This is a genomic window from Bradyrhizobium sp. RDI18 (assembly GCF_043203335.1).
Lineage (GTDB): Bacteria > Pseudomonadota > Alphaproteobacteria > Rhizobiales > Xanthobacteraceae > Bradyrhizobium > Bradyrhizobium retamae.
In genome coordinates this window covers 5,776,973-5,801,022 of sequence record NZ_JBICRN010000008.1, presented here as the reverse complement: position 1 = coordinate 5,801,022, position 24,050 = coordinate 5,776,973, and the positions used below count along the sequence as shown (strand labels likewise).

Annotated in this window: 20 protein-coding genes and 2 pseudogenes; 4 read left to right on the top strand and 18 right to left on the bottom strand. The window is 63.2% G+C overall.

The window, feature by feature from the left end; translation table 11 throughout:
* Positions 1–7: 7 nt before the first annotated feature.
* From ACFXS9_RS37025 to ACFXS9_RS37010, 4 genes are all read right to left on the bottom strand, one after another.
* Positions 8–613 (bottom strand): DedA family protein, encoded by a 606-nt coding sequence (locus ACFXS9_RS37025; protein ID WP_392698096.1) that lies wholly within the window; start codon positions 611–613, stop codon positions 8–10.
* A gap of 175 nt (positions 614–788) precedes the next feature.
* Entirely contained in the window at positions 789–2,081 is a 1,293-nt protein-coding gene (locus tag ACFXS9_RS37020) for a TRAP transporter large permease (RefSeq protein WP_392698094.1), read from the bottom strand.
* A 16-nt stretch (positions 2,082–2,097) separates the two neighbouring features.
* Complete coding sequence (locus ACFXS9_RS37015) at positions 2,098–2,592, bottom strand: TRAP transporter small permease (protein WP_392698091.1); 495 nt, start codon at positions 2,590–2,592, stop codon at positions 2,098–2,100.
* A gap of 10 nt (positions 2,593–2,602) precedes the next feature.
* On the bottom strand, positions 2,603–3,592 hold the full coding sequence (locus ACFXS9_RS37010; protein ID WP_392698088.1) for a C4-dicarboxylate TRAP transporter substrate-binding protein: 990 nt from the start codon (positions 3,590–3,592) through the stop codon (positions 2,603–2,605).
* A gap of 748 nt (positions 3,593–4,340) precedes the next feature.
* Here ACFXS9_RS37010 and ACFXS9_RS37005 point away from each other — a divergent pair.
* On the top strand, positions 4,341–4,463 hold the full coding sequence (locus ACFXS9_RS37005; protein WP_392698086.1) for a hypothetical protein: 123 nt from the start codon (positions 4,341–4,343) through the stop codon (positions 4,461–4,463).
* An 86-nt stretch (positions 4,464–4,549) separates the two neighbouring features.
* Here ACFXS9_RS37005 and ACFXS9_RS37000 read toward each other — a convergent pair whose 3' ends face one another.
* The 3 genes from ACFXS9_RS37000 to ACFXS9_RS36990 are packed head-to-tail and all read right to left on the bottom strand — an operon-like array spanning position 4,550 to position 7,148.
* Positions 4,550–4,963, bottom strand: coding sequence for a Rieske (2Fe-2S) protein (locus ACFXS9_RS37000; protein WP_392698083.1), 414 nt, complete (start codon positions 4,961–4,963; stop codon positions 4,550–4,552).
* Positions 4,963–6,072: an amidohydrolase family protein gene (locus tag ACFXS9_RS36995; protein ID WP_392698080.1), complete on the bottom strand. Its 1,110-nt coding sequence runs from the start codon at positions 6,070–6,072 to the stop codon at positions 4,963–4,965. The genes ACFXS9_RS37000 and ACFXS9_RS36995 overlap by 1 nt, the downstream gene beginning before the upstream one ends.
* On the bottom strand, positions 6,069–7,148 hold the full coding sequence (locus tag ACFXS9_RS36990; RefSeq protein ID WP_392698077.1) for an amidohydrolase family protein: 1,080 nt from the start codon (positions 7,146–7,148) through the stop codon (positions 6,069–6,071). Before ACFXS9_RS36990 ends, ACFXS9_RS36995 begins: the two co-directional genes overlap by 4 nt.
* A 139-nt stretch (positions 7,149–7,287) precedes the next feature.
* Here ACFXS9_RS36990 and ACFXS9_RS36985 point away from each other — a divergent pair, with 139 nt between their 5' ends.
* On the top strand, positions 7,288–7,770 hold the full coding sequence (locus ACFXS9_RS36985) for a CinA family protein (RefSeq protein WP_392698074.1): 483 nt from the start codon (positions 7,288–7,290) through the stop codon (positions 7,768–7,770).
* A 141-nt stretch (positions 7,771–7,911) separates the two neighbouring features.
* Here the strand turns inward: ACFXS9_RS36985 and ACFXS9_RS36980 are convergent, their stop codons facing one another.
* The 3 genes from ACFXS9_RS36980 to ACFXS9_RS36970 all read right to left on the bottom strand — a co-directional run bounded on the left by ACFXS9_RS36980 (position 7,912) and on the right by ACFXS9_RS36970 (position 11,732).
* Positions 7,912–9,219, bottom strand: a complete 1,308-nt coding sequence (locus tag ACFXS9_RS36980) for an HlyD family type I secretion periplasmic adaptor subunit (RefSeq protein WP_392698071.1) — start codon at positions 9,217–9,219, stop codon at positions 7,912–7,914.
* Complete coding sequence (locus ACFXS9_RS36975; RefSeq protein WP_392698068.1) at positions 9,216–10,967, bottom strand: type I secretion system permease/ATPase; 1,752 nt, start codon at positions 10,965–10,967, stop codon at positions 9,216–9,218. Before ACFXS9_RS36975 ends, ACFXS9_RS36980 begins: the two co-directional genes overlap by 4 nt.
* Positions 10,968–11,462: 495 nt before the next feature.
* Positions 11,463–11,732, bottom strand: a complete 270-nt coding sequence (locus ACFXS9_RS36970; RefSeq protein ID WP_247517114.1) for a GlsB/YeaQ/YmgE family stress response membrane protein — start codon at positions 11,730–11,732, stop codon at positions 11,463–11,465.
* Between the two features lie 137 nt (positions 11,733–11,869).
* Here ACFXS9_RS36970 and ACFXS9_RS36965 point away from each other — a divergent pair, with 137 nt between their 5' ends.
* The gene (locus tag ACFXS9_RS36965; RefSeq protein WP_392698065.1) at positions 11,870–12,109 is read left to right on the top strand and encodes a hypothetical protein; all 240 of its coding nucleotides are present in this window, start codon (positions 11,870–11,872) and stop codon (positions 12,107–12,109) included.
* 225 nt (positions 12,110–12,334) lie between these two features.
* Here ACFXS9_RS36965 and ACFXS9_RS36960 read toward each other — a convergent pair whose 3' ends face one another.
* The 7 genes and pseudogenes from ACFXS9_RS36960 to ACFXS9_RS36930 all read right to left on the bottom strand — a co-directional run bounded on the left by ACFXS9_RS36960 (position 12,335) and on the right by ACFXS9_RS36930 (position 19,802).
* Positions 12,335–13,315 (bottom strand): ABC transporter ATP-binding protein, encoded by a 981-nt coding sequence (locus ACFXS9_RS36960; protein ID WP_392698062.1) that lies wholly within the window; start codon positions 13,313–13,315, stop codon positions 12,335–12,337.
* Positions 13,312–14,724 carry an amidase gene (locus tag ACFXS9_RS36955; protein ID WP_392698060.1) on the bottom strand — a complete coding sequence of 471 codons (1,413 nt, stop codon included), beginning with the start codon at positions 14,722–14,724 and terminating at the stop codon, positions 13,312–13,314. The genes ACFXS9_RS36960 and ACFXS9_RS36955 overlap by 4 nt, the downstream gene beginning before the upstream one ends.
* Positions 14,721–14,918: a hypothetical protein gene (locus tag ACFXS9_RS36950; protein ID WP_392698058.1), complete on the bottom strand. Its 198-nt coding sequence runs from the start codon at positions 14,916–14,918 to the stop codon at positions 14,721–14,723. The genes ACFXS9_RS36955 and ACFXS9_RS36950 overlap by 4 nt, the downstream gene beginning before the upstream one ends.
* Positions 14,915–15,994 (bottom strand): ABC transporter ATP-binding protein, encoded by a 1,080-nt coding sequence (locus tag ACFXS9_RS36945; RefSeq protein ID WP_392698055.1) that lies wholly within the window; start codon positions 15,992–15,994, stop codon positions 14,915–14,917. Before ACFXS9_RS36945 ends, ACFXS9_RS36950 begins: the two co-directional genes overlap by 4 nt.
* Before the next feature lie 3 nt (positions 15,995–15,997).
* Positions 15,998–16,875, bottom strand: a pseudogene (locus ACFXS9_RS36940) (ABC transporter permease).
* Positions 16,876–16,976: 101 nt separating this feature from the next.
* Complete coding sequence (locus ACFXS9_RS36935) at positions 16,977–17,930, bottom strand: ABC transporter permease (protein WP_334416239.1); 954 nt, start codon at positions 17,928–17,930, stop codon at positions 16,977–16,979.
* 214 nt (positions 17,931–18,144) lie between these two features.
* Positions 18,145–19,802: pseudogene (locus ACFXS9_RS36930) on the bottom strand (ABC transporter substrate-binding protein).
* A 205-nt stretch (positions 19,803–20,007) separates the two neighbouring features.
* On the opposite strand from ACFXS9_RS36930, the gene ACFXS9_RS36925 reads away from it, so the two are divergent.
* A complete protein-coding gene (locus ACFXS9_RS36925; protein ID WP_392698052.1) occupies positions 20,008–21,621 on the top strand; it encodes an ABC transporter substrate-binding protein in 1,614 nt (537 codons plus the stop codon).
* Positions 21,622–21,753: 132 nt separating this feature from the next.
* Here ACFXS9_RS36925 and ACFXS9_RS36920 read toward each other — a convergent pair whose 3' ends face one another.
* Entirely contained in the window at positions 21,754–23,982 is a 2,229-nt protein-coding gene (locus tag ACFXS9_RS36920) for a CHASE2 domain-containing protein (protein WP_392698049.1), read from the bottom strand.
* Between the last annotated feature and the right edge of the window lie 68 nt (positions 23,983–24,050).

Genomic DNA, 24,050 nt, shown 5'->3' with positions numbered 1-24,050 from the left:
CCTTGCTTCAGTACCGCTCTGCGATCTGTTCGAGCTTCCTGCTGAGCAACCAGGACAGGCCGAGGAACGCGACCAACATCGCGATGCCCAGCCCCGAAGAGGCGTTGTTGATGGACGCCTCCGAGAATTGACCGAAGGCATAGCCGGCCGAGACAACGGCTCCGGACCAAAAGCCCGCCGCGACGAAGTTGATTGCAAGGAAAGTGGACCAGGGCAGCCGCGATATCCCGTAAGCAAAGCCCGCGAGGCCGCGGATGCCATGCGGGAAGCGGTGAAACAGGATCATCCAGAGATAATGGCGGTCCGTCAAGCGAACAACGGTCTGCACGGGCCGCTCGAACCGCGGAAACCGATCGAGCAAGCGGGCGCCATAGCGCCGCCCGATCCAGAAGCGAATGACGTCGCCGGCGAAGCTGCCGAACCAGCAGACCACGATGAGCTTGCCAAGACCCAACACGCCCGAATGCGCCGCGTAGCCCGCAAATAGCGCAAGCAGCAGGCTATGCGAGGCCGCATAGGCAAACATCAGGCTGTAGGCCACATCGCCGTGCTGGCGTATGAGGTCGAGGAACGAGGTCAGATCCGTCGGAAACAGCAATGTAAGCGCACCCACTCATGTGAAAGTTCCCCCAGATGAGTGGGTTCGGTCGGAACGCTATCACTCCCCGGCAGCACAGGGAAGCCAATAGGCACGCCCGCAGGACCCAGCTTTGCACGCCGAGCGTGTTTGCAAGTGACACGCGCCAGCGAAATGACGCGATGTGCCAGGAGCGACCGTCCGTTCGATCTCATCGCAAATCGGCACCGAAGATCATATCAGGGACAAGCAAGACCAGTGAGGGGACAAAGATCAGTATCAAAGTCACCACGGTGACGGAGATCAAGAACGGCGTCGAGTCCCGGGTGTACTCACTGATGGGACAACGCAGCACCTGGCAGGCGACGAACATGGCGGCGCCGACGGGCGGCGTGTAGTTTCCGATCGTGGCAGCAATAATGAACACGAGCCCGAAATGGACCGGATCAATCCCGTACTTCGTCACCAGCGGAAGGAAGATGGGCGTCAGCATGATGATGAGTACCGAGCCCTCCATGAAGGTGCCGGCGATCAGGATGAAGAGCACGATGAGCACCATTACAACGTGCGCGTTTTCCGTCACACCCAGCATCCAATCCGAAATCACCTCGGGTATTCGCTCAAATACGATGCCGTAACCAAAGATCGCCGAGAGCGCGAGCAGGAACATCACGGCCCCGACATCGACCAGGCTGCCCTCGATGGCTTCGCGGAAACCCGCGAACGTCAGCATCCGGTATGCGAAGAACCCCACCGCCACCGCATAGATGACCGCGAAAGCTCCAATCTCCGATGGCGTGAAGATGCCGTAACGCAATCCCGCCAACAGCATGATAGGAAACAGGATCGCCCAGATGCTACCCCACGACGCCAGCAGGATTTCACGCCCAGTCGCCCGCGTCTCGCGTTCCGGCCCGTAGCCGCGGCGGCGAGCGGTGATGGCTATCGCAACGGCGAGAGCTGCCCACAGCATGAAGCCCGGAATAATGCCGGCGGCAAACAGCCGTCCGATCGAGACCTGGCCGACTGTGCCATACAGTATGAAACCAATCCCGGGGGGAATGATTGGCGCCAGCAGAGAACCGTACGAAATCACGCCGGCCGCATAGCCGCGGGCATAGCCGCGCTTGAGCATCTGCAAACCGATGATGCGGGCATTCATGGCGGCGTCGGCAATCGAGGATCCCGTCACCCCGCTCATCAGCGTTGAGAGTGCAATAGAGGTCTGCGCCAGACTGCCGTGCATCCTTCCTGTCAGCACCGTGGCCAGCTTGAGCAGGTTGGTCGTGATGCCGGAGTTGTTGAGAAAATTGCCGGCGAGGATAAAAAGCGGAACCGCAAGCAGCGCGAAATTCTGCGTCTCGGTTACTGTTACCTGTATCGGGATTGTTGCCGGCAGTTCCGGATGCTGGATGAAGAACAGCGCGCCGGCAATTCCAATCGCGAAGGCAACTGGCATTCCGATCAGCATCAGTACCGTGAACGCAATGATTACGATCAGCATGGCTATGCGCGTCGGATCATATGACGTCGACGGCGCGATATTCGACGCGCTCGCCGCGGAGTTCTGCGCGGATCTTGAGCGCGGTTGTCATGATCAGCAGCGCCGCGCCGACCGGCAAGCTCATTGTGACCCAGGAGTAGCTGACTTCCGGAATGCCCTGGAAGCTGCGTACCCGACTGATCCACGATAAATAGGCGCCCATCACGAGGAGGTAAAACAGGAATGCGGCGATCAATGCGTAGTTCACCATACGCAGCGCCGCCTGGAGCTTGTCCGGCAGGCGACTGGCGAAAACTTCGATGGCCATCATGCTATTCTTCCGCCAGGCAATGTCGGCGCACAGAAAGCAGGCCCAAGCGAACAGGGCGGTCGAAACATCCGTCGACCAGTTGATCGGATGGCCCAGCATCCGCATGACGCCGCCAAGAAAGATAAGGATTACCATCACGATGAGAAACACGGAGGCGATCCATGCCTCGGCGGCGCATACACGCTGGTAGACTTTCTGCATTTGGCGGAACCTACTTGCCGATTTCCTTATGCACCGCGTTCTTGGCGTCGGTGATCTTCAGGACCTCGAACGCTTTGTCGCCGGCCCTCCGGAAAGCGGCGAGATCGACATCCTTGTTGATCGTCATGCCGCGAGACTTCAATTGCTGCTCGACTTCGGCCTCCAGCCTCAGGATCTGACGCGATGTCTCCTCTCCGGCTCGATCGGCCTCTTCCACCAGCGCGTCCTGATACTCCTTCGGCAGGCTGTCGAACCATTTGGCGCTGACGACTTCGAAGTTGATCAGCATGATGTGCCTTGTCTCATTCGCGACTTTAAGCACCTCGTAGAAGCGGCCACCCGGAATGTTGTTGTAAACCAGCTCGACACCATCGATCGCCCGCTGCTGCAGTCCCGGGTACATCTCGCCGAATGCCATCGCTACCGGCACGGCACCAAGCGCGCGTATCGACTCTTGCCAAATTGGCGCCGGCGGCGTGCGGATGCGCAGGCCTTTCAGATCATCCGGCGTCTTTATCGGCTTGTTCGTAAAGAAATGTCGATAGCCTTGCACCCAGTTGAAAGACACCACCTTGAGCCCGAACTTGGTCGCAAGTTCTTCCTGCCATTTTGCGACGGTCGGCGCTTTGCGCAGCTTGGCAACTTCTTCCAGCGTCTCGACGAAATATGGTCCGTTCATCACGGCGATGCCGGGAACATAGTTTCCCATACGCGCGGCGTCGGTGTTCTGGCCGATATTGGCTCCCTGCCTGATCTGCTCGATGATGTCTTCCTCAAGACCCAGTTGCGCGGAATGGAAGACTTCGATCTTGAGACCGCCATTGGTGCGCTGCTCGACGGCTTTGGCCCACTTCAGGAAGCCGTCGTGGTATGGCTCCTTCGGGCCAAGCACGTGATTGAATTTTAGCGCGAATGTTTTCGGTGCCTGAGCCAAAACATTCGAATAGCCGAGCGCCCACAGGCCGAGCGCAGCACACGTGACTACGGCCAAATTTTTCATCACATCCTCCCTGCGGCTTCATGCCGGCGTGCCGCCCGTGCCTCCCGTCTTTTTCTTGCGGCGGCCATTCTGACGATGGTTTGCCGCCGAGGCCGATGCTTAAACCAAATGAAATCAGGTTGAGCTTGCTTTCCCCTACTGTGAAACAGCGCGATGACCACCGCGAGGGTAAATTCCGCCAAGGCGAACTCCGTTCCACGGCCGGTCAATGCTCCGAGAAAGATGCGGACCAGAGCATTGTCCGTGGCTGAAGAACCGCCGCGGAGGGGAACTCATCAGTCAGTTGAGCGTGGATTGCAGGTGCTCGAGACGATCGCGGCCGACCGGTTCGCTGATCAGCCTCAGGAAGCGTCACGTCGCACCGGCTTGCAGCGCAGCGAATGACGCGATGTGCGGCATCCGACTTGTGCATTGCAACCATGGGCCGTTAACGCACGGCTCCTTGCCTGGCCACTTCGCCCAGGACGGTTTGAACCCCAGCCTCTGCCGGGATACTGCAATGAACTGCAACGGCAGAGCGTGGTCCGTTGGCCGGTTGCTGAATGCCTTGGCGTCGACCCTGCCCCACTGAGAGGGATGGGATTTTGCAGCGCCCGAACCCGCAACCAACATAGTGCTGACCCGTGGCGCCGAGCAGCGCTCCGATGAACCGCGCATTGGTGAGACAAAGATCGGAGGTCAGCCGGTCCCGCTCTTGCGTTTCATGGGATTTCCGCCAACGCCAGACGCTTCCGGCGACCTCGAGTCGATGGATTTTCTTGCGGGACAAAGCGTCGGCTTGGTGCAGGCGATGAAGCCTGCGGCAGATGTGGTCCACGAACTTATTGAAGCAGCCCGCGGGTTGATCGCGCAGCTCGCCGAAAATCGTTGAACGCCGCCGAGACCGGAATAGTCATCTTGGGATTTCCGGACGTGCACGTCCAGGTTCGCGCCTTCGACGCGCCGGAATGACGGCCGCTACAAATCGACCACGACATAATCGCTCTCGACCGACACCTTGAGGGTCTCTGCCACATACGGGCCCTTCACCACGGCCGATCCCGGCTCGACATTGACCGGGTAGGCGCGGGCGCGGAAGCGTTTCGGGTCGCAATAGGACTGGCCGGTGCGGATGTCGAATTCCCAGCCGTGCCAGGGACAGCGGATGATTTCGCCGAGTTTTGTATACTCGATCTCGCCGGGGTTGGAGGATTGCGCGAGGCCAATCAACGGGCCCTCGCACAAGGCCGCGCCCTGGTGCGGGCAGCGGTTCAGCAGGCCGAAGAACTCGCCCTTGACGTTGAAAATCGCGATCGGCCGGCCGTCGATGTCGAGGAATTTTCGTGTCCCCGGCGGCAATTCGTCCACCGGGGCAATGACGTGCCGAACCATCAAGAAATTCCGTACAGCTTCTTGGCGTTGCCGAGATAGAACGCGTCGCGGTTGGCTTCGCTGACGCCGGCCGGCAACACGCGCGACGGCTCATCAAAGTCCCAATGCGGGTAATCGGTGGCGAACAACAGTCTGTCCCAACCGATCCATTCGATCGTCTGGAACAGGTGATCGCGGCGCTCCGGATCTTCCATCGGCTGCGTGGTCCACCAGATATGGTCGCGAATATATTCCGACGGTTTCCGCTTCAGATGCGGCACCTCGCTGTGCAGCTTCTCAAAGGTCTTGTCGAGCCGCCACGCCAGCGACGGCGCCCAGCCGAAGCCGGCCTCGATCATCACCATCTTCAGCTTTGGGTAGCGCTCGAACACGCCTTCGAGCACGAGGCTCGCCAGCGCGGTCTGCTGGCATTGCGCATGGCCGACCATCTCCTCGATGTAGAAGCTCGGCCAGCCGGACGGCGTGAGCGGATTGCCGCCAAAGCCGAAAGCGTGGACACCGACCGGCAGCCCGATCTCCTGCGCCGCCTCATAGACCGGCCAGTAGCGGCGCTGGCCGAGCGGCTCGACATTGCGCGAGAGCAGCAGCACCTGCACAAAATTCGGATCGCCCGCGCGCTTGCGGATCTCCGCGGCAGCGGAGATGCCGTCCTCATTGGCGACGACGATCGACGCCTTCAGACGCATGTCCTTGCTGGTCCATTTCTCGATCTGCCAGTCGTTGATCGCGGAGCAGATCGCGCCCGCCAGATCCTGGTTGCGCAGGCCCTGCCCGGTGGCAAGCGGATTGAGCACTCCGAGTGCGACATTGTAGGGATCGAGAAGCTGCTTCTGCATGAAGGACAGGGAGGAGCCCTGTGGCCCGCCTTCCGGCGGCCAGGCATCGCGGCGCGAGGCGTTGGGCTGCGCCTTCGGATAGGGCGGGCCCTCCATCATGCCGTGATAGGGCTGGATGCCGTAGGTTTCGAGATGCGAATGCCAACGCATTGCCATGAACGGAAAAAGCTCGTCCTTGGTGGCGCGCGCCGGATGGATGTCGCAATCGGCAATCGCTGATTTGACGCTGACAGACGCTGACGGATCCGGACGGTCACGGAACTGGACGTTCATGGCGTCGCCTCCTTCGCAAGTTCCAACCGGCCGTAGGTCGCGAGCGGATTATCGATCATGATCTTGCGCACCAGATCGGACGACAATCCCGGCGGCAGCGCCTCGTCGCCGTCGAATTGCCAGTGCGGATAGTCGGTCGAGAATAGGAGCAATTCGTCCGACTGCATATGGTCAAACAGGCGGTTCAGGGTTGCGGGATCCGGCGGCGCATCTACCGGCTGCAGCGAGAAGCGGATGTTGCTGCGCACAATCTCCAGCGGCGCGCGATCGACCCACGGCGTTTCCATCCGGATGCCGCGCCAGAATTTGTGCAGCCGCCAGAGATAGGCCGGCAACCAGGTGAAGCCTGATTCCAGCATCACCATTTTCAGGTTCGGATGGCGGGCGAACACGCCCTCCACGATCAGGCTGCTGAGTTGGGTCTGGAACGCGGTCGCTTGGGCTACATAGTCCTCGATGTGATAGGAGCCCCAACCGATCGAGGTCGGCGGGTTGTGATAGGCGCTGCCGGCATGGATGCCGACGGCCAAGCCCAGCCGTTCGGCGGCGGCGTAGATCGGCCAGTAGGCGCGTTTTCCGAGCGGCAGGTCGCCCATGACCAGCATCAGCACCTGGACGAAGCGCTTATCCTCAGCGCAGCGTTCGATCTCCGCGACCGACTTCTCGACGCTTTGGGTCGGGATCACGATCGAGCCGCGCAGCCGATCGTCCTTGTCGAGCCATTCTTTGGCCAGCCAGTCGTTCAGCGCGCGGCAGAACGCGTCCTGCATGTCCTCGGAGAACACCATCTGCACGCCGTAGAGCGGATTGCAGATGCCGAAACGAACGCCGAACCGGTCGAGCGCCTGCTTCTGCATGTCGGCCAGATCGGCGCCCGGCTTGCCCTGCGCCGGCCGCCAGTCCGGCCGCGACGAGATCGGCGAATGGGTGGGATAGGATTGCGAGACCAGATCGGTCATGCCGCGCGTCGTCACCTGGTCGCGCCAGTAGTCGTTCATGTAGGGCAACAGGCTGGTCAGATGCGGAACGGCGGGATGCAGGTCGCAGTCCACGCCACCCGCTATCGGCGACGTCATGGTGTTTCCTCGTATGGCCGCGTCGACGCGGTTGTTTGAGGCATTCAATCAGGGCGGCTCGCGTGCCGCAACTCGGCAAACGTGAACCTCCTGTGCTAGGAGGACATGACTGTCAAATGGCGTGCGCGCAGGAGTTGAAATGAAAGAGCTTGTTACGATCGCCGAAAAGATCGCGATCCAACTGATCGCGCGGAAACAGACGATTTCGGTGGCGGAATCCTCTACAGGCGGGCTGATCTCGGCGGCGCTGTTATCGGTGCCGGGCGCATCGGCCTATTTCCTCGGCGGCGCCGTGGTCTATACCCGCGACGCGCGTCGGCTGCTGATGGATATTCCGGACGAGGCAATGAAGGGCATCCGCTCGGCGTCTGAACCATACGCGAAATTGCTCGCCGCCCAAGTCCGCCAACGCTTCGCGACCGACTGGGGATTGTCGGAAACTGGCGCAACGGGACCAACCGGCAACCGCTACGGCGATGCCGCGGGCCATAGCTGCATGGCAGTAGCGGGTCCGCAAAGCGAAGTGTTCACACTGGAAACCGGCAGCGCCGACCGGCAGGCAAATATGCAGGCGTTTGCCAAGACGGCGTTGAATCTGCTGTTGGAGAGTTTGTCCAGGTGAGACGTCGTCCCTGCGAACGCAGGGACCCATACGCGAGGCGATTTTTTGAGACACGCTGTTCGACGGCTTCGGCTCAACAACCAAACCCGGTGGTTATGGGTCCCTGCGTTCGCAGGGACGACAGAACCTACGCGACAACCCTCACCTCTCCCGGAACGAGCGCATCAGTTGGTCGCTGAACGGCTTCATCAGATAGGAGAACATGGTTCGGTCGCCGGTTTGCACGAAGGCTTCCACCGGCATGCCGGGGATGATCTTGACCTCGCCGAGGCGAGCTACTTCGTCCGGCGGCATCGAGACGCGGATGGTGTAGTAGCTCTGGCCGGTGCGCTGGTCGGTGGTGACGTCGGCGGAGACGCGGGTCACCACGCCGTTGAGTTCCGGCGTGGTACGCTGGTTGAAGGCGGAGAGCCTGAGCAGCGTCTTCTGGCCGATCTGCAGCTTGTCGATGTCCTGCGGATTGACCTTGGCCTCGACCGAGAGATCGTCGGCTTTCGGCACGATCATCATGATGGCGTCGCCCGCGGTGATGACGCCGCCGACGGTATGCACGGTAGACTGCAGCACGACGCCGTCCTGCGGCGCGCGGATGTCGATGCGACGCAGTTGATCCTCCGCGGTGACCTTGCGCTCGACGAACTCGCCGATCTTGTCATTGGTCTCGCGCAGGTCCTTGGAGACTTCGCTGACGACGTCCTTGTCGACCTGAATGATCTGCAGTTCGGTTTCGGTGATCTTGCCCCTCGCCTGCGCACGCGCGGCGATGTATTGCGCACGCTCGCCAGATAGGCGGGCGAGATCGCGCTCCAAAACCGTCAGGCGCGAGATCTGGATCAGGCGCTGCTCGTAGAGCTGGCGGACGCCGATGAGCTCTTTCTCGACCAGCGCGATTTCCTTTTCCTTGGCCTGTTCTTGTGCGGTGAGGCCGGCGATCTCTTCGTTGAGCTGGGCCACGCGCTCGCGCAATTGCGATTTCTGCCCCGCGCGCCCGAACACGCGAACCTCGAACAGTTTGGTTTCGCTCGCGATGATGTCGCGGACGTCAGGGTCGTCGGCGCGATCGGAGAGCTGCGGCGGGAACTTGATCTTGTCGAGGCCGCGCTGCTCGGCCTCCAGCCGCGCCGCCCGCGCCCACAAGCCGTTCAGCGTCTTGACGACGATGGCAAGGCTTGCCTTGACCACGGTCTCGTCGAGCCGCACCACGACGTCGCCCGCCTTGACCACGTCGCCGTCGCGCACCCTGACCTCGCCGACCACGCCGCCGGTCGGGTGCTGAACCTTCTTGACGTTGGAATCGACCACCACCGAACCCGGCGCGATCAGCGCGCCCGAGATCTGCACCGTCGAGGCCCAGCCGCCGAACCCGCCGGCAATGACCAGCATCAGCGCCAGACCTACGATGAGATGCGAGCGTATCGAGCGGCGCGCGCCTTTCAGGTCCGCGGTCATGATTTTTTCGCAGCTCCCGCTTCGGACACGATCTTGATCGGCGGCGGCGGCGACGGGACGCGCTGCAGCACCTGGCCGAGCACGGTTTCCTTGGGACCGAACGCCTGCATGCGGCCGTCCTTCAGGACCAGCAATTGATCGACGGCCTCGATGCCGATCGGCCGGTGCGCCACCACGACCACGATGGCGCCGCGCTCGCGGGCGGCGCGCACGGCGCGGGTCAGCGCCTCGTCGCCCTCGCTGTCGAGATTGGAGTTCGGCTCGTCAAGCACGATCAGGAACGGATTGCCATAGAGCGCGCGCGCCAGCGCCACGCGCTGCGCCTGACCGGCGGAGAGAGCAGCCCCCTGCTCGCCGATCTGGGTATCGTAGCCCTCGCGCATCTTGATGATCATCTCGTGCACGCCGGCGTCCTTGGCGGCGGCAATGATCGCCTCCGATTTCGCCTCGGGGTCGAAGCGGCAGATGTTCTGCGCTACGGTGCCGGCGAATAATTCGACGTCCTGCGGCAGATAGCCGATGTGGCGGCCGAGCACGTCTGACGACCATTGGTCGAGCGCCGCGCCGTCGAGCCGCACCTTGCCGCGGGCGGGCGTCCAGACGCCGACCAGCGCGCGCACCAGCGACGACTTGCCGGAACCGCTCGGACCGATGACGCCGACGCCGGACCCGGCCTCGACGGCGAAGCTGACGTCCTGCACGATGACGCGCTGGTCGCCCGGCGGCACGATACTGACCGCCTCGACCGACAGCCGCTTCGTGGGCGCCTGCAACAGCGTCTGTTCATTTGCCGGCGGCATTTGCTGCAGGAGTTTTGACAGGCGATGCCAGCTCTGGCGCGCGGCGACAAAACCTTTCCAGTGGGCGATGGCGAGATCGACCGGTGCCAGCGCCCGCGCGGCCAGGATCGAACCCGCGATGATGATGCCGGCGGTGGCTTCCTGATGGATCACGAGGTAGGCGCCGACCGCGAGCACCGCCGATTGCAGCATCATGCGCAGGACCTTGGCGACCGCGCCGAGGCCGCCGGCGATGTCGCTGGCGCGTTGATTGCCCGCCAGATAGGTCTCGTTGGCCTCGCTCCAGCGCTTCATCAGCCGTCCGGACATGCCCATCGCCACCAGCACTTCGGCGTTGCGCCGGCTGGTGGCGGCGAGATCGCTGCGCCGCGCGGCCAGCGTCATCGCCTCCTTCGCCGGCGTGCGCGACAGGAACTCGGTGATCAGCGTCAGCGCCACCAGAATGACGGCGCCGACCAGCGCGGTGACGCCGAGCAGCCAGTGGAACAGAAAGCAGATCGCCAGATAGAACGGCAGCCACGGCAGATCGAAGAATGCGCCCGGCCCCATGCTGCCGAGGAACGACCTGACATTGTCGAGATCGCGCAAGGGCTGCAGGCCTTCGTTGCGGGAGCCGACCATCAACGGCAGCCGCACCACGGTTTCGAACACGCGCGCATTGATGGCTTCGTCGAGCGCGGTTCCGATGCGGCCGAGAATGCGGCCGCGGATCAGGTCGAGACCGCCCTGGGCGATGTAGAGGCCGGCGGCGAGAATGACGAGGCCGACCAGGGTGGGCACGCTGCGGCTCGGCAGCACGCGGTCGTAGACCTCCAGCATGAAAATCGAGCCGGTGAGGTACAGCAAATTGATCATGCAACTCATGACGCCAACGCCGATAAAGGCGTTGCGGCAGGCGCGCAGCGCCTCACCAAGCTCGGAACGCCGGACGCCGGGAGCGGCTGCCATAAATGCGTGTCTCTTCAAAAGGATCAGGTGACGTGCAGCTTTTACCGATGTTTTCGGACACCGTCTATTTAAGTCACGTTAACCTCAATCCAGTTCACCCCCATGAAGGGGGTAGAGGGGGAGGTTGGCGGGTTTTGGGGCAGCTAATTTGACGCCGGCGCCGGCCCCACCACGGGTACGGGCTTGGCTGGCTGTGGAAACGGCACCAGAATCACCGAGATCGACACCCCGCCGATCTCGCCGTTGGTATCGAGCAGGACGCCGGTTCCGGCGCCCAGCCCGCCCGCCGGCTGCCCATCGGGCTTGCGCGCGAACGCCGACCCATTCGGGCGGCAGGCGGGCGGAATGGGCGATGCCGTCGGTCCAGTCCGCCGGCAGCGATGCTTGAGGTTGCCGAACAGGGCTTGGCGTGCTGCTCGGCATGTCGCCGCTGATCAAGGCACGGCCCTCCTGCGTTGGATCGCAGGTGCGGCGGCCGCGCGAAATAACGCCGCGCTAGAGCCGCCCGCCGGTCCGCAACAGCCGGACGATCAAGAGCAGTATGACGGCGCCGATGGTGGAGTAGACGATCTCCGACACCAGCCCGGTGCCGAGACGGATGCCGAGCTTGGGAAACAGCAGGCTCGCAAGCAGCGCGCCGGCGATGCCCACGAGAATATCGCCGATGATGCCAAAGCCGGTGCCGCGCACGATCTTGCCGGCGAGCCAGCCGGCCACCAGGCCGACAAACAGAATGACGAGAATGCCTTCGTTGGAAATCTGCATGTGAAGCCCCCGGGTTTTGCGGCGCAGGCCGCTCAACAGCCTATCCACGATTGTCCGATGTGACGAGCCGCAAATCCGCGCGCCGGTCAACTGCACCTGCGAAGTGAACTTTTTTATGTCACGCGCGTTATGTCGGCATGAAACAGAGCGATATTTGGTACGTGACTTTTGGTCCGGACACGACGGACGATACTGCGGAGAGCACGGCTCGCTCGACCCGCACCTTCAAGTCTGAAATCGACGCCAAGCTGTTTGCAATGCAAATTTTGGCCAAGGGCTGGTCTGCCAGCGCCGGCACGCTGAATCCGCATCAGCCGAAGCAGGTCGTAGGACCGGCGCAAATCGAGCAGTGGGCTGATCCCGGATTGGGTGGGTGAATCAAGTCAGTGTATCGCTTCACCTCTCCCGCTTGCGGGGAGGTCGCATCGCATCGGAGATGCGATGCGGGTGGGGCTCTCTCCATACGAAGGGTGCGACTCGCGGCGGCACCCACACCCCATAGCCGATGCTACGCATCGGCGTTCTTAAATCAAGTACGGCGGCCCGTCGGCCGCCTACGCCTCCCCGCAAGCGGGAGAGGGAGTGCAGCGCCCGTGTGGCGATCAGATCGCAGCAGAAACATCCGCCTCCGCCAGCACACAACGCGCCGTTCGATCCGGCGATACCTGCACATTCGGTGGCAGACGCTCGCTGCAGCGCGGCTGCGCAACCGTGCACCGTGGTGCGAACGAACAACTGACGGGCGCCTTGTCGAGCGAGGGCGGCGTGCCCGGGATGGTCTCCAGCCGCTGGCCGCGTTTTGCGCCGTGGACGGTCGCGGCCAATAGCCCCTTGGCATAGGGATGCACCGGGCTGCGGACGATGTCGCGCAAGCGGCCCTGCTCCACGATCTGGCCGGCATACATGACCGCGACGCGGTCGCAGATTTCGATGGCGACGCCGATATCGTGGGTCACGAAAATCACGGACATGCCGAACTCGCGCTGCAATTCGCGGAGCAGCAGCAGGATCTGAATCTGCACGGTGGCGTCCAGCGCCGTGGTCGGCTCGTCCGCCAGCAGTATTTTCGGCTTGCACGCCAGCGCCAGCGCGATCATGGCGCGCTGCCGCATGCCACCGCTCATTTCGTGCGGATAGGCTTCGAGGCGGCGCTTGGCGGAGGGAATCCGCACCACCTCCAGCATTTCCAGCGCGCGCGCGAGTCCCTCCTTTTCGCTCTTGCCTTCGTGGCGGATCACGGTTTCCGCGATCTGGCGGCCGATCGTGTAGACGGGGTCGAGCGCCAGCGCGGGCTCCTGAAAGATCATCGAGACGGTCTGGCCGCGAAACGCCGACAGCTCCTCGTCGTTCATTGCGAGCACGTCGCGTCCCAACACCTTCACGGTGCCCGAAATCTGCGTCCGCTTCTTCGGCAACAGGCGCATCAGCGCGCGCAGCGTCACGCTTTTTCCCGAACCGGATTCGCCGAGCAGGCCGAGCACCTCGCCCTCGCCAAGCGAGAGCGAGATGTCGTTGACAGCATGAACCGTACGTTCGCCGGTGAAGCGGATGTTGAGGTTGCGGATATCGACGAGGTTGCTCATGCCAGTTCGGGTACCTGCTGGTGATAGTCGGTGGCGCGCTGGAACGCCGCGCCGATCCGCACCAGCCCGGCCTCATCGAAGGGGCGGCCGATCAACTGCATGCCGACCGGCAGCCCCTTCTTGGTGAAGCCCGCGGGAATCGAAAGCGACGGCAGGCCGAGATAATTGATCGGGCGGGTGAACCGCGTGATGCGCTGAATCACGGCTTCCGCCTCCAGGCTGTTGCCGACATCGCTCTCGGCAATGGTCGCCGCCGGCATCGGCGCCACCGGCGCGATCACGGCGTCGGTCCCTTCCGCCGCCGCGAGGTAGGCGGCGAGCGCCGGACCGCGCCAGCGCATCGCTTCGAGATAGGTCACGGCCGGAATGGCGAGCCCGTTCTGCAACCGCATCAAGACCTGACTACCGTAATCCTGGGGACGCTCGATCATCCAGCGCTTGTGGAAGGCCGCCGCCTCGGTGGCGAGCACGATCTGGCAGGCGGCCGTGAGCTGGCGCTGGTCCGGCAGCTCGACCTTGACGATTTCCGCCCCCTCCCGCTTGAGGGTGGCAATAGTCTCATCAAGGACTCGCGCTACCTCGGGATCGAGGTCGTCGACATAGAAGGCGGTCGGTACGCCGATCTTCAGGCCCTTCATCGAGCCCGTGGTCGCGGCCATGTAGTTCGGCACCGCCCGCGTGGACGTGGTCGGGTCCTCGGGATCCGCACCCGCCATCAATCCCACCAGCAGCGCACAGTCCTCAACCGTTTGCGCCAGCGGGCCGACGGTGTCGAGCGATTGCGACAGCGGCATCGCGCCGGCGCGGCTGATCAGGCCGACTGTGGTCTTGAAGCCGGTGACGCCGCAGAAATGCGCGGGCATCCGGATCGAGCCGCCGGTATCCGAACCGAGCGCGGCAAAGGTCAGCCGCGCCGCGACCGCCGAGCCGGAGCCGGACGACGAGCCGCCGGTGATGTGATCGAGATTCCAGGGGTTACGCACCGCGCCGTAATGCACGTTGTGGCCGGTCGGCCCGTAGGCGAACTCGACCATCTGCAGCGAGCCGAGCCTGACGGAGCCGGCGTCCTTCAGGCGCTGCAGCGCGGTCGAGGTCGTCGTCGCAACGAAATCGCGCCGGATTTTGGAGCCGCAGGTGACGACCTTGCCGGCCTCGTAATACATGTCCTTGTGGGCCATCGGGACGCCGTGCAGCGGACCGAGATTTTGGCCCTTGGCGAGCGCGGCGTCAGCGGAATCAGCCGCGGCAAGTGCCTCCTCCGCCTCGATCGCCATGAAGGCGTTGACGCGCGGTTGCCATTGCGCGATGCGGTCGAGGCAGGATTGCGTCACTTCGCGCGAGGACAATTTCTTGCCGGCGATCGCCTTGGCGACCGCGACCGCTGACATCAAGGCCGGTTCGCCGCTCATTTCGACACCTTCGCGTTCTGCACCAGAAGGAAACTTGCTGGCTCAAGATCCAGCGGCAGCGTGCCGGCAACCGGCGCAAACCCGTCAAAGGCCGGGCCGATAGAATTGGCGATGCGGGCGGACACTTCCGCATCCTGCGGCACGCCGGCGACGTCGGTCATTACCTTGACCTGCTTGGGATCGGGTCTAGTCATGCAGCGTTGGCTCCCTCGTCACTCTTGTTGGCCGGTGCGCGGCTGTGCCCGGAGCCGGGTATGGCCATGTAGCACGCCGCCTGATGGCCCATTGTATCGACATCGCTGAGTTTTGGCGTCGCATTTGCGCAGAGCGGCTCCGCAAACGGGCAACGGGTGTGAAACCGGCACCCCGACGGCGGGTCGATCGGGTTGGGCGGATCGCCGGAGATCGGCGGCGTCTCGGTGCGGTTATCGGGGTCGGATGACGGCATCGCCGCCAAGAGCGCCCGCGTGTAGGGATGTGCCGGCGCATCCCAGACCTTGTCGACCGGGCCGAGTTCGACCACCTCGCCGAGATACATCACCAGCACACGGTCCGAGATGTAGCGCACCACGTTGAGATCGTGGCTGATGAAAAGATAGGTCAGGCCGAATTCGCGCTTCAGATCGGCCAGCAGATTGAGCACCTGGGCTTCGACCGATTTGTCGAGCGCCGAGACGGCCTCATCAAGAATCACCAGCCGCGGCGACAACGCCAGCGCACGCGCGATATTGACGCGCTGGCGCTGGCCGCCGGAAATTTCGTGCGGGTAGCGGTTGGCGAAAGTTTCGGGACGCAAGCCAACTTTGCCGAGGAGCTCGCGCGCCAACGTGCGCGCGGCAGCGTCCGCCATGCCGTGCACCTTGGGGCCGAAGGCGATCGATTCCTCGATGGTCAAGCGCGGATTGAGCGAGGCGTAGCTGTCCTGAAACACCATCTGCATGCCGCGACGCAATTCGCGCAGGGACAGTGCGCGGCCGACCTGCATGCCGTCATAGACGATGTCGCCGGCATCGCGCTTCATCAGGTGCATCAGCAATCGCGCCGTGGTCGACTTACCGCAGCCGGATTCGCCGACGATGCCGACGGTTTCGCCCTTGGCGATCGAGAACGACACATCATCGACCGCGCGCACCGTTTTGCGAGGGCTGAACAGGTCGCCGCGCACCGGGAAATGTTTGGTCAGGCCGGTGACCTGCAACAGCGGTTGCGCCGCCCCGCCGATGTCTTCGACCTGCTCCAGCAATTCGACTGAGGTAGACGTCTCACCCATGCGTCAGTTCCTGATGTCCATGGCGCTGCGCATGCCGTCGCTCAAAAGATTGAAGCAGATCGACACCGCAAAGATCATCACGCCCGGCAGCGCCGCCACCCAGGGATTGATATAGATCGCGGTGCGCAGCGTGTTCAGCATCAAGCCCCATTCCGGCTCCGGCGGTTTTGTACCGAGCCCGAGGAATGACAGGCCGGCGGCGAGGATCATCGACACCGAGATCAAGCCTGTTGCGTAGACGAAGATCGGGCCGAGAACGTTTCCGAGCATATGCACGCGCATGATGGTAAAGGTCCGGCGCCGGAGGCGCGCGCGGCTTCCACAAAATCCATGTTACGCACGCCGGTGGTAACGCTTTCGGCGACGCGGGTGATCTGCGGCACGAACACGATGGTCAGCGAGACGATGGAGTTGACGATGCCCGCGCCCAGTGCGCCGGAGATCGCGATCGCCAGCAGCACCGACGGGAAAGCATAGAACACGTCCACCGTACGCATGATGGCGGTGTTGAGCCGGCCGCCGACATAACCGGCGATGAGGCCGAGCGAGGTGCCGATCACGAAGGCGAGAATCACCGGCAGGATGCCGATGATCAGCGACAGCCGGCCGCCATAGATCAGCCGCGCCAGCATGTCGCGGCCGAGCTCGTCGGTGCCGAGCGGATAGTTCGGCGTGCCGATATGGCGAAGCCGGCGGATCATCGAGCCCTGATAGGGATCGGCAAGGCCGAGCCACGGCGCAAGAAGTGCGGAGGCAAAGATCAGCACCAGCACGAAGGCGCAGACCATGCTGACCTTATCGCGCGCGATGCGGCGGCCGACGGTGGCCCAATAGCCACGCGCCTTGCTCGCGGGCGCGGCTTGCAGGGCGGTATCCGACATCACGGTCATGCATAGACTCTTTGTTGGAGCATGATCTCCGCGCAAACGCGTTCCGCGTTTGTCGCGAGGGAAAACCGGTGCCCACTTTTCCGGATCATGCTCTAACCCCGCTTGATGCGCGGGTCGATCGCGGCCTGCGCGATATCGACCAGCAGATTGAGCGTGACGAAGAACAGCGCCAGCACCAAAATCGTGCCCTGCAGCAGCGGCAGGTCGCGCTGGAAAATCGCGGAGTTGAGCAGCAAGCCTGAGCCGGGCCACGAGAACACGGTCTCGATCAGGATCGAACCGCCGAGCATGTAACCGAGCTGCAGGCCCATCACCGCAAGCGCGGTGGGCGCGGCGTTCTTGATGACGTGGCGGAACACGTCCAATTCGCGCATCCCTTTGGCGCGCAACGCTTCGACAAAATCCTGGCTCAGGATGTCGCCGGTCAGTGCCCGGACGGTGCGGGTGATGATGCCCATCGGGATCACCGCGGTCGTGATCGCCGGCAGGATCAGGTATTTCATGTGCTCCCAGTCCCAACCCCACGAACCGGAGCCGCCGGGACCGGCGCCGACCGCGGGCAGCCAGTTGAGCTGCACCGAGAAAATGATGACCATCACCATGCCGAGCCAGTAATGCGGCACCGAGACACCGGCGATCGCGATGGAGGTCGCGACCTTGTCGATCCAGGTGTCGCGGAAATAGCCGGCAATCAGGCCGAACATCAGCCCGAGCGTAAAGCCGATCAGCGCGGCGGCAACCGCAAGCGTGACGGTGTTGCCGACGGCGCGCAGGACTTCCGACAGCACCGGGCGGCCGGTCGCAATCGAGCTGCCGAGATCGCCATGGAGCGCGCGCCATAGCCAGAGGCCGAATTGCACCGGCAGCGGCCGGTCGAAGCCGTAAGCCGTGCGCATTTGCGCGGCGAGTTCCTGCGACGCATCCGCCGGCAGCACGGCGACCAGAGGATCGCCGGGCGTGATGTGCACCAGCAGGAAGCACACCAGCGCGACGCTGATCACGATCGGAATGACGTAGACGATACGCCGGGCAATGTAAGCGAACACGGGTTACTCTCTTCTTCCCTTCTCCCCTTGTGGGAGAAGGTGGCGCGGACCTTGGTCCGCGCCGGATGAGGGGTTCCATCCGCGGACGGGGGCAATTCAGATGAGGGAGGCGTATCCGCGGAGAGAACCCCTCACCCGTCTCGAATGAGCTCCGCTCATTCGATCCACCCTCTCCCACAAGGGGAGAGGGTCAGCAAGCATTACGCTCCTGGACTTACGGCGCCATCGACACCGGCGAGAAGTCGACGAACCAGCTCTTCGGCTGCACGAAGCCTTTCACCTTCGGGCTCATGGCCCGCGGCGAGACGTCGTGGGCGACGTAGAGGAACGCCGCATCGTCCACCGAGGCCGCATGCAGTTCGGCCAGCGCCGCATCACGCGCAGCGGGGTCGAAGGTCTGGCGCGCCTTGGTCACCAGCTCGTCGAACTTGGGATTGTTGATGTAGCCCCAATTGTTCGAGACGGGAGGCGCCATCGACGATTGCAGGAAGCGCACCAGCGCGAAGAACGGATCCATCGCCGCGTAGGTGACGTTGGTGGCGTTGGCGCCGTTGGCGGTGGGATCCTTGCGCCGCGGCGCCAGTTGGTGAACAGCGTGTTCCACTCGATGACGTCGAGCTGAACGTCGAAGTAGCATTCAGCCAGCGCCTGCTGCAGATATTCGTTCATCGGCAAGGGCTGCATCTGGCCCGATCCCGACGCCGAGGTCTGCGTCTTCACTGTCAGCTTCTTGTTCGGGCCGTAGCCCGCCTCTTGCATCAGCTTCTGGGCGGCCTTCAGGTCATATTTGATCTCGAAGGTCGGCTTTCCGCGCCAGGGATGGCCGGGCTCGAACGTGCCGGTCGCCGGCACCATCAGGCCGGCAAGCAGGCCCTCCTTGAGCCCTTCGCGGTCGACGCAGAGATTGGCGGCCTTGCGGACGCGGATGTCGTTCCAGGGCGAGCCCTCGATGCGCGAGAACTGCCACGGCCAGACGTGCGGCGATTCATTGGCCTGGAGCTGGAAGCCCCGCTGCTTGATCTCCCTGACCGCGTCGGGCGCGGGCGCCTCGACCCAGTCGACCTGGCCGGACAGCAAGGCCGCGGTGCGGGCATTGGCCTCCGGCATCGGCAGCAGCACCATCCGGTCGACCTTGGGCACGCGGCCCTTGTCCCAATAGCCTTCGTTCTTGACGAGTTCGAGCCGCTCGCGCGGCGTGAACTTCGACATCTTCCAGGGGCCGGTGCCCGAGGCGTCCCTGGCGAACGCCGCCCAGGCGGCCTGCGATTTCGCCTTGGCGTCGGCGCCTTCAGCCTTGTCATAGAAGGCCTGCCACTTGGCAGGGCTCGCCATGAACAGGTTGGTCAAGTTGATCGGCAGAAAGCTGTCCGGCTCCTTGGTGGTCAATTCCACCGTCATGTCGTCGATCTTGCGCGCCGAGGCCAGCGTCGGCATGCGCGAGGCGGTGACGCCGACCTGGCTGGCGTCAAAATGCGGCGCATCCTGCTTCAGCACCTTCTCGACGTTCCAGACCACGGCGTCGGCATTGAAGTCGCTGCCGTCATGGAATTTGACGCCGGGGCGCAGCTTGAAGGTCCACTTCTTCTTGTCGGCCTCGTCGACCTTCCATTCGGTCGCGAGGCCCGGAATCATGACGCTTGCCTTGTCGCGGGACGAGAGGTCCCACATCGTCAGGCCGTCATACATCGTCAGCCCGGTGAAGCGGTTGCCCTCAAAACCCTGGTCGGGCTGGCCGAGCGTGCGCGGAATATCGGCAGCCGTCATGCCGATCCGCAGCACCGTTTCGGCGCTTGCGAGTTGCGGCAACCCGACCACCAGCGCCGTTGCCAGCAGCCACGCGGTGGCCCTCTTCTTCGATTTGTCGTTACGCATTTGCAGCAATCCCCTTCTCAACGCTTCGGTGACTAATTCTTATGCAGCCGTATGCAACGCCTGTGCCAAACGGCATGCTTCCCTCCAGGCTATGCGTTTGACCGCACAACTCCTTGTGAAGCGCGCATGCAAGTCAAGTCCAATGCCTAAGCTGGCACCAAGCTTGCATTTTTAGCTCCAAACCTCGCCCGATGGAGCCTAATTCATGCGCACCCGAAATTCGATGCTTCTTCCTGCCGCAACTCTGGCCGTAAGCTTGGCTCTTGGCATCTCCACGATTTCGGCGCAGGCCGAGACCGTTGTGCGCTACGGCATTTCCATGGCGGACATCCCGCTGACCACCGGCCAGCCCGACCGCGGCGCCGGCGCCTATCAGTTTTCTGCCTATACGATCTACGATCCGCTGGTGGCCTGGGAGATGGACGTCGCCGACCGGCCCGGCAAGTTGGTGCCTGGGCTTGCGACCGAGTGGAAGGTGGACGAGCAGGACAAGAAGAAATGGCGCTTTTCGCTTCGCAAGGGCGTCAAGTTTCACGACGGCAGCGAATTCAATGCCGACGCGGTGATCTGGAATCTGGACAAGGTGCTCAACGACAAGGCACCGCAGTTCGACAAGCGGCAGAGCGCGCAGGTGAAGACCCGCCTGCCCTCGGTCGCGAGCTACGCCAAGATCGACGACGCCACTATCGAGATCACGACCAAGGCGGTCGACTCCTTCTTTCCGTACCAGATGCTGTGGTTTCTGGTTTCCAGCCCGGCGCAATATGAAAAGCTTGGCAAGGATTGGGACAAGTTCGCGAGCCAGCCCTCCGGCACCGGGCCGTTCAAACTGACAAAACTCGTGCCGCGCGAACTCGCCGAGCTGACCAGGAATGCCGACTATTGGGACAAGAAGCGGCTTCCGAAGGCCGACAAGATCGTGCTGATCCCGATGCCGGAAGCGCTGACGCGCACCAACGCGCTGCTGGCCGGCCAGGTCGACCTGATCGAGACCCCGGCGCCGGACGCGGTGCCGCAGCTCAAATCCGCCGGCATGAAGATCGTCGACAACGTCACGCCGCATGTCTGGAATTATCATTTGAGCGTGTTGCCCGGCTCGCCCTGGACCGACATCCGCCTGCGCAAGGCGCTCAACCTCGCGATCGACCGCGAGGCGGTGGTCGGGCTGATGAACGGTCTGGCGAAACCCGCCAAGGGCCAGGTCGACCCGTCGAGCCCGTGGTTCGGCAAGCCGTCCTTCGAGCTCAAATATGATGTCGCGGCGGCGAAGAAGCTGGTGCAGGAGGCCGGCTATTCGAAGGAGAAGCCGCTGAAGACCACCTTCGTCATCGCGCAAGGCGGCACCGGACAGATGCTGTCGCTGCCGATGAACGAATTCCTGCAGCAGAGTTTTAAGGAGATTGGCATCGAGATCGATTTCAAGGTGGTCGAGCTTGAGACGCTATACACGGCCTGGCGCAAGGGCGCGGCCGACGAGATGAACGCCGGCATCACCTCCAACAACATCGCCTATGTCACGTCAGACCCGCTCTATGCCATCGTCCGCTTCTTCCACTCCGGCCAGATTGCGCCTGTCGGCGTCAACTGGGGCGGCTACAGAAGTGCGAAGGTCGATGCACTGATCGACGAGGCCAAGCAGACTTTTGATGTCGCCAAGCAGGACGAGCTGTTAGCGCAGGCGCACGCGCAGATCGTCGACGACGCCACGCTGGTATGGGTCGTGCACGACACCAACCCGCATGCGCTGTCGCCGAAGGTGAAGAAGTTCGTGCAGGCGCAGCACTGGTTCCAGGATTTGACGCAGATCGGGCTGGAGTAGCTCTCGCTGTCGTCCCTGCGAACGCAGGGACCCGTAACCACAGGCCTAAGTTGTTGAGCGAAGCCGTCTCCCCTTGTGCCTCTTCCAAGGGCCGCGGCGTATGGGTCCCTGCTTGCGCAGGGACGACGGAAGCTATTTCGTCAGCAGCGCAAATGCGCCATTCCAATCTTCCGGCGGCGGGTTTTCGAGGTAGCCGCGGATGCGCGCCTCGTACAAATCGTAGAGCAGCTCCAGCGCGTTCGCCTCGTCGGTCTTGCGGCCGCGCGCGATGGCTGCGAGTGCGCCGGCCCAGTCGCGGTTGCGGTAGCAGGCGAGCATCTCGATCGTCAGGTTGCGCAGGCGCTGGAAGCGGCCGGACTGCGCGGTGTCCTCGCGGCCGGCGATGGCGTAGATCACCTCCGGCTCCTTCTTGCCCTTCACCATGATGAAGTCGAGCTCGAGAATGGCGAACTTGTTTTTGACCGCGAGCGCGGTCTTGGAGCCGACAATGATCGGAAAACCATATTCTTTCGACTGCCCTTCGAGGCGCGAGGCGAGATTGACGCTGTCGCCGAACACCGAATAGTCGAAGCGCTGGTCGGAACCCATGTTGCCGACCACGCAGACGCCGGTATTGAGCCCGATGCCGGCATTGAGCGGAATGAACGGACGCCCCTCTTGCTTGGCCTCCAGCTCGCGCGCCTGGTTGAGCTCGTCGACGCGCTCGAGCATGTCGAGCGCTGCTTCGCAGGCATTGAGCTCGTGGTCCTTGTCGTCCAGCGGCGCATTCCAGAACGCCATGATGGCGTCGCCCATGTATTTGTCGATGGTGCCCTTGCGGTCGAGGATGGCGTTGGTCAGCGGCGTCAGGAAGCGGTTCATCAGCGCCGTGAGGCCCTGCGGGTCGTTCTTGTAGGTCTCCGAGATCGAGGTGAAGCCGCGCATGTCGGAGAACATGATGGTCATCTCGCGCTCCTCGCCGCCAAGCACCAGCTTCTCCGGCGACTGCGCAAGCTGTTCGACCAAGGCCGGCGACAGATACTGGCCGAAGGCGGAGCGGATTTGGCGGCGCTGCGCCTGCTCGCGCACGAAGGCGGAAAAGATCAGCGTGAGGTAGATCGACGTGGTCGACATCAGGGGATAGGTGAAGTCGATCAGCAGGCGATGCTGGGCGTAAAAGTATGCCGACGTTCCGACCAGCACGGACGCAAACGCGCCCCCGAAGATGACCAGCGAGACCGGACCAAACAGGGGCGCAAACACAATCACGAGAAGCCCGAGCAACATCGCTGCTGCGAATTCAATGCCGATGCCATAGTTCGGCTGCGAGATCACCGCGCCGGTCAGCGCGCTTTCGAGCACCTGGGCGTGGATTTCGACCCCGGGCATGGCGCGGGACACCGGCGTGGTCTTGATGTCGTTGAGGCCGACCGCGGAGGTGCCGATCAGCACCAGCTTGCCTGCGATCATGTCGGGGGCGACGTTCTTTTCCAGCACGTTGATTGCGGGGACGTAGATTGAGGCATCGTTGCGGGCATAATGGACCCAGAGCTGGCCGTTATGGTCGGTCGGGATCTGGACGCCCTTGATGCCGAGGCTCTTGATGCCGGCCTTCTCCGCCTTGATCAGGATGGTGCCGGACCCGGTGGCCACCCGAAGCATCTCGAAGGTCAGCGACGGCATGGTCTGGCCCTGCGCGAGCATGATCATCGGCACCCGCCGCACAATGCCGTCGCGTTCGGGCCTGATGGTGAACAGGCCGCGCCCGGCGGCGGCATGTTCCAGCACCGGAACGTTGCGAAGAAGGCCGGGAAACTCGAACATGAAACGCTGCGGCTCCTCGCCCAGCATCGCGAGCCCGGTAACCGGCAGCGTCTTGTCGAGGGTCGCGATTTCCTCCGGCAGGCCGGATTCGCCGAGCACCACGCGCGACTTCCGGATGGCATCGGCGAAGATCTGGTCGTTGCTCGGCAGCGCGCGCAGCCTGGTACGGGTTTCCTCGTCGAGATTGCGGAACGTGTCCGCCGCCAAGGCAGGGTTGAGACGGTCGGGCTCCGGGAACACCGCGTCGAACGCGATCACGACCGCGCCGAGCTGGGTCAGTTCGGTGATGAGGTCAGCAAGCCGGGTGCGCGGCCACGGCCACTGCCCGAACTTTTCCATGCTCTTTTCGTCGATATCGACGATGGTGACCGGCCGCGCGGTCTTCTTGCGCGGGTCGATGCGCTGGAAGGCGTCAAAGGTCCGGACGCGGATTTCCTCGACCGGCGCCGGATCGGCGACACGAAGCGCGGCAAACCCGACCAGGAGCGCAAGGCACAGCAGCCGGGCATAGCCGATGCGCCGCTTGAACCACCTGGGTAAGGTCCGTAGTCGCTTCATGGCTTTCGATTGTTCGCCTAACTGCCAGCGCCACGCAAGCCAGAAGGTGGCACTGAGTCAGGGAGCTA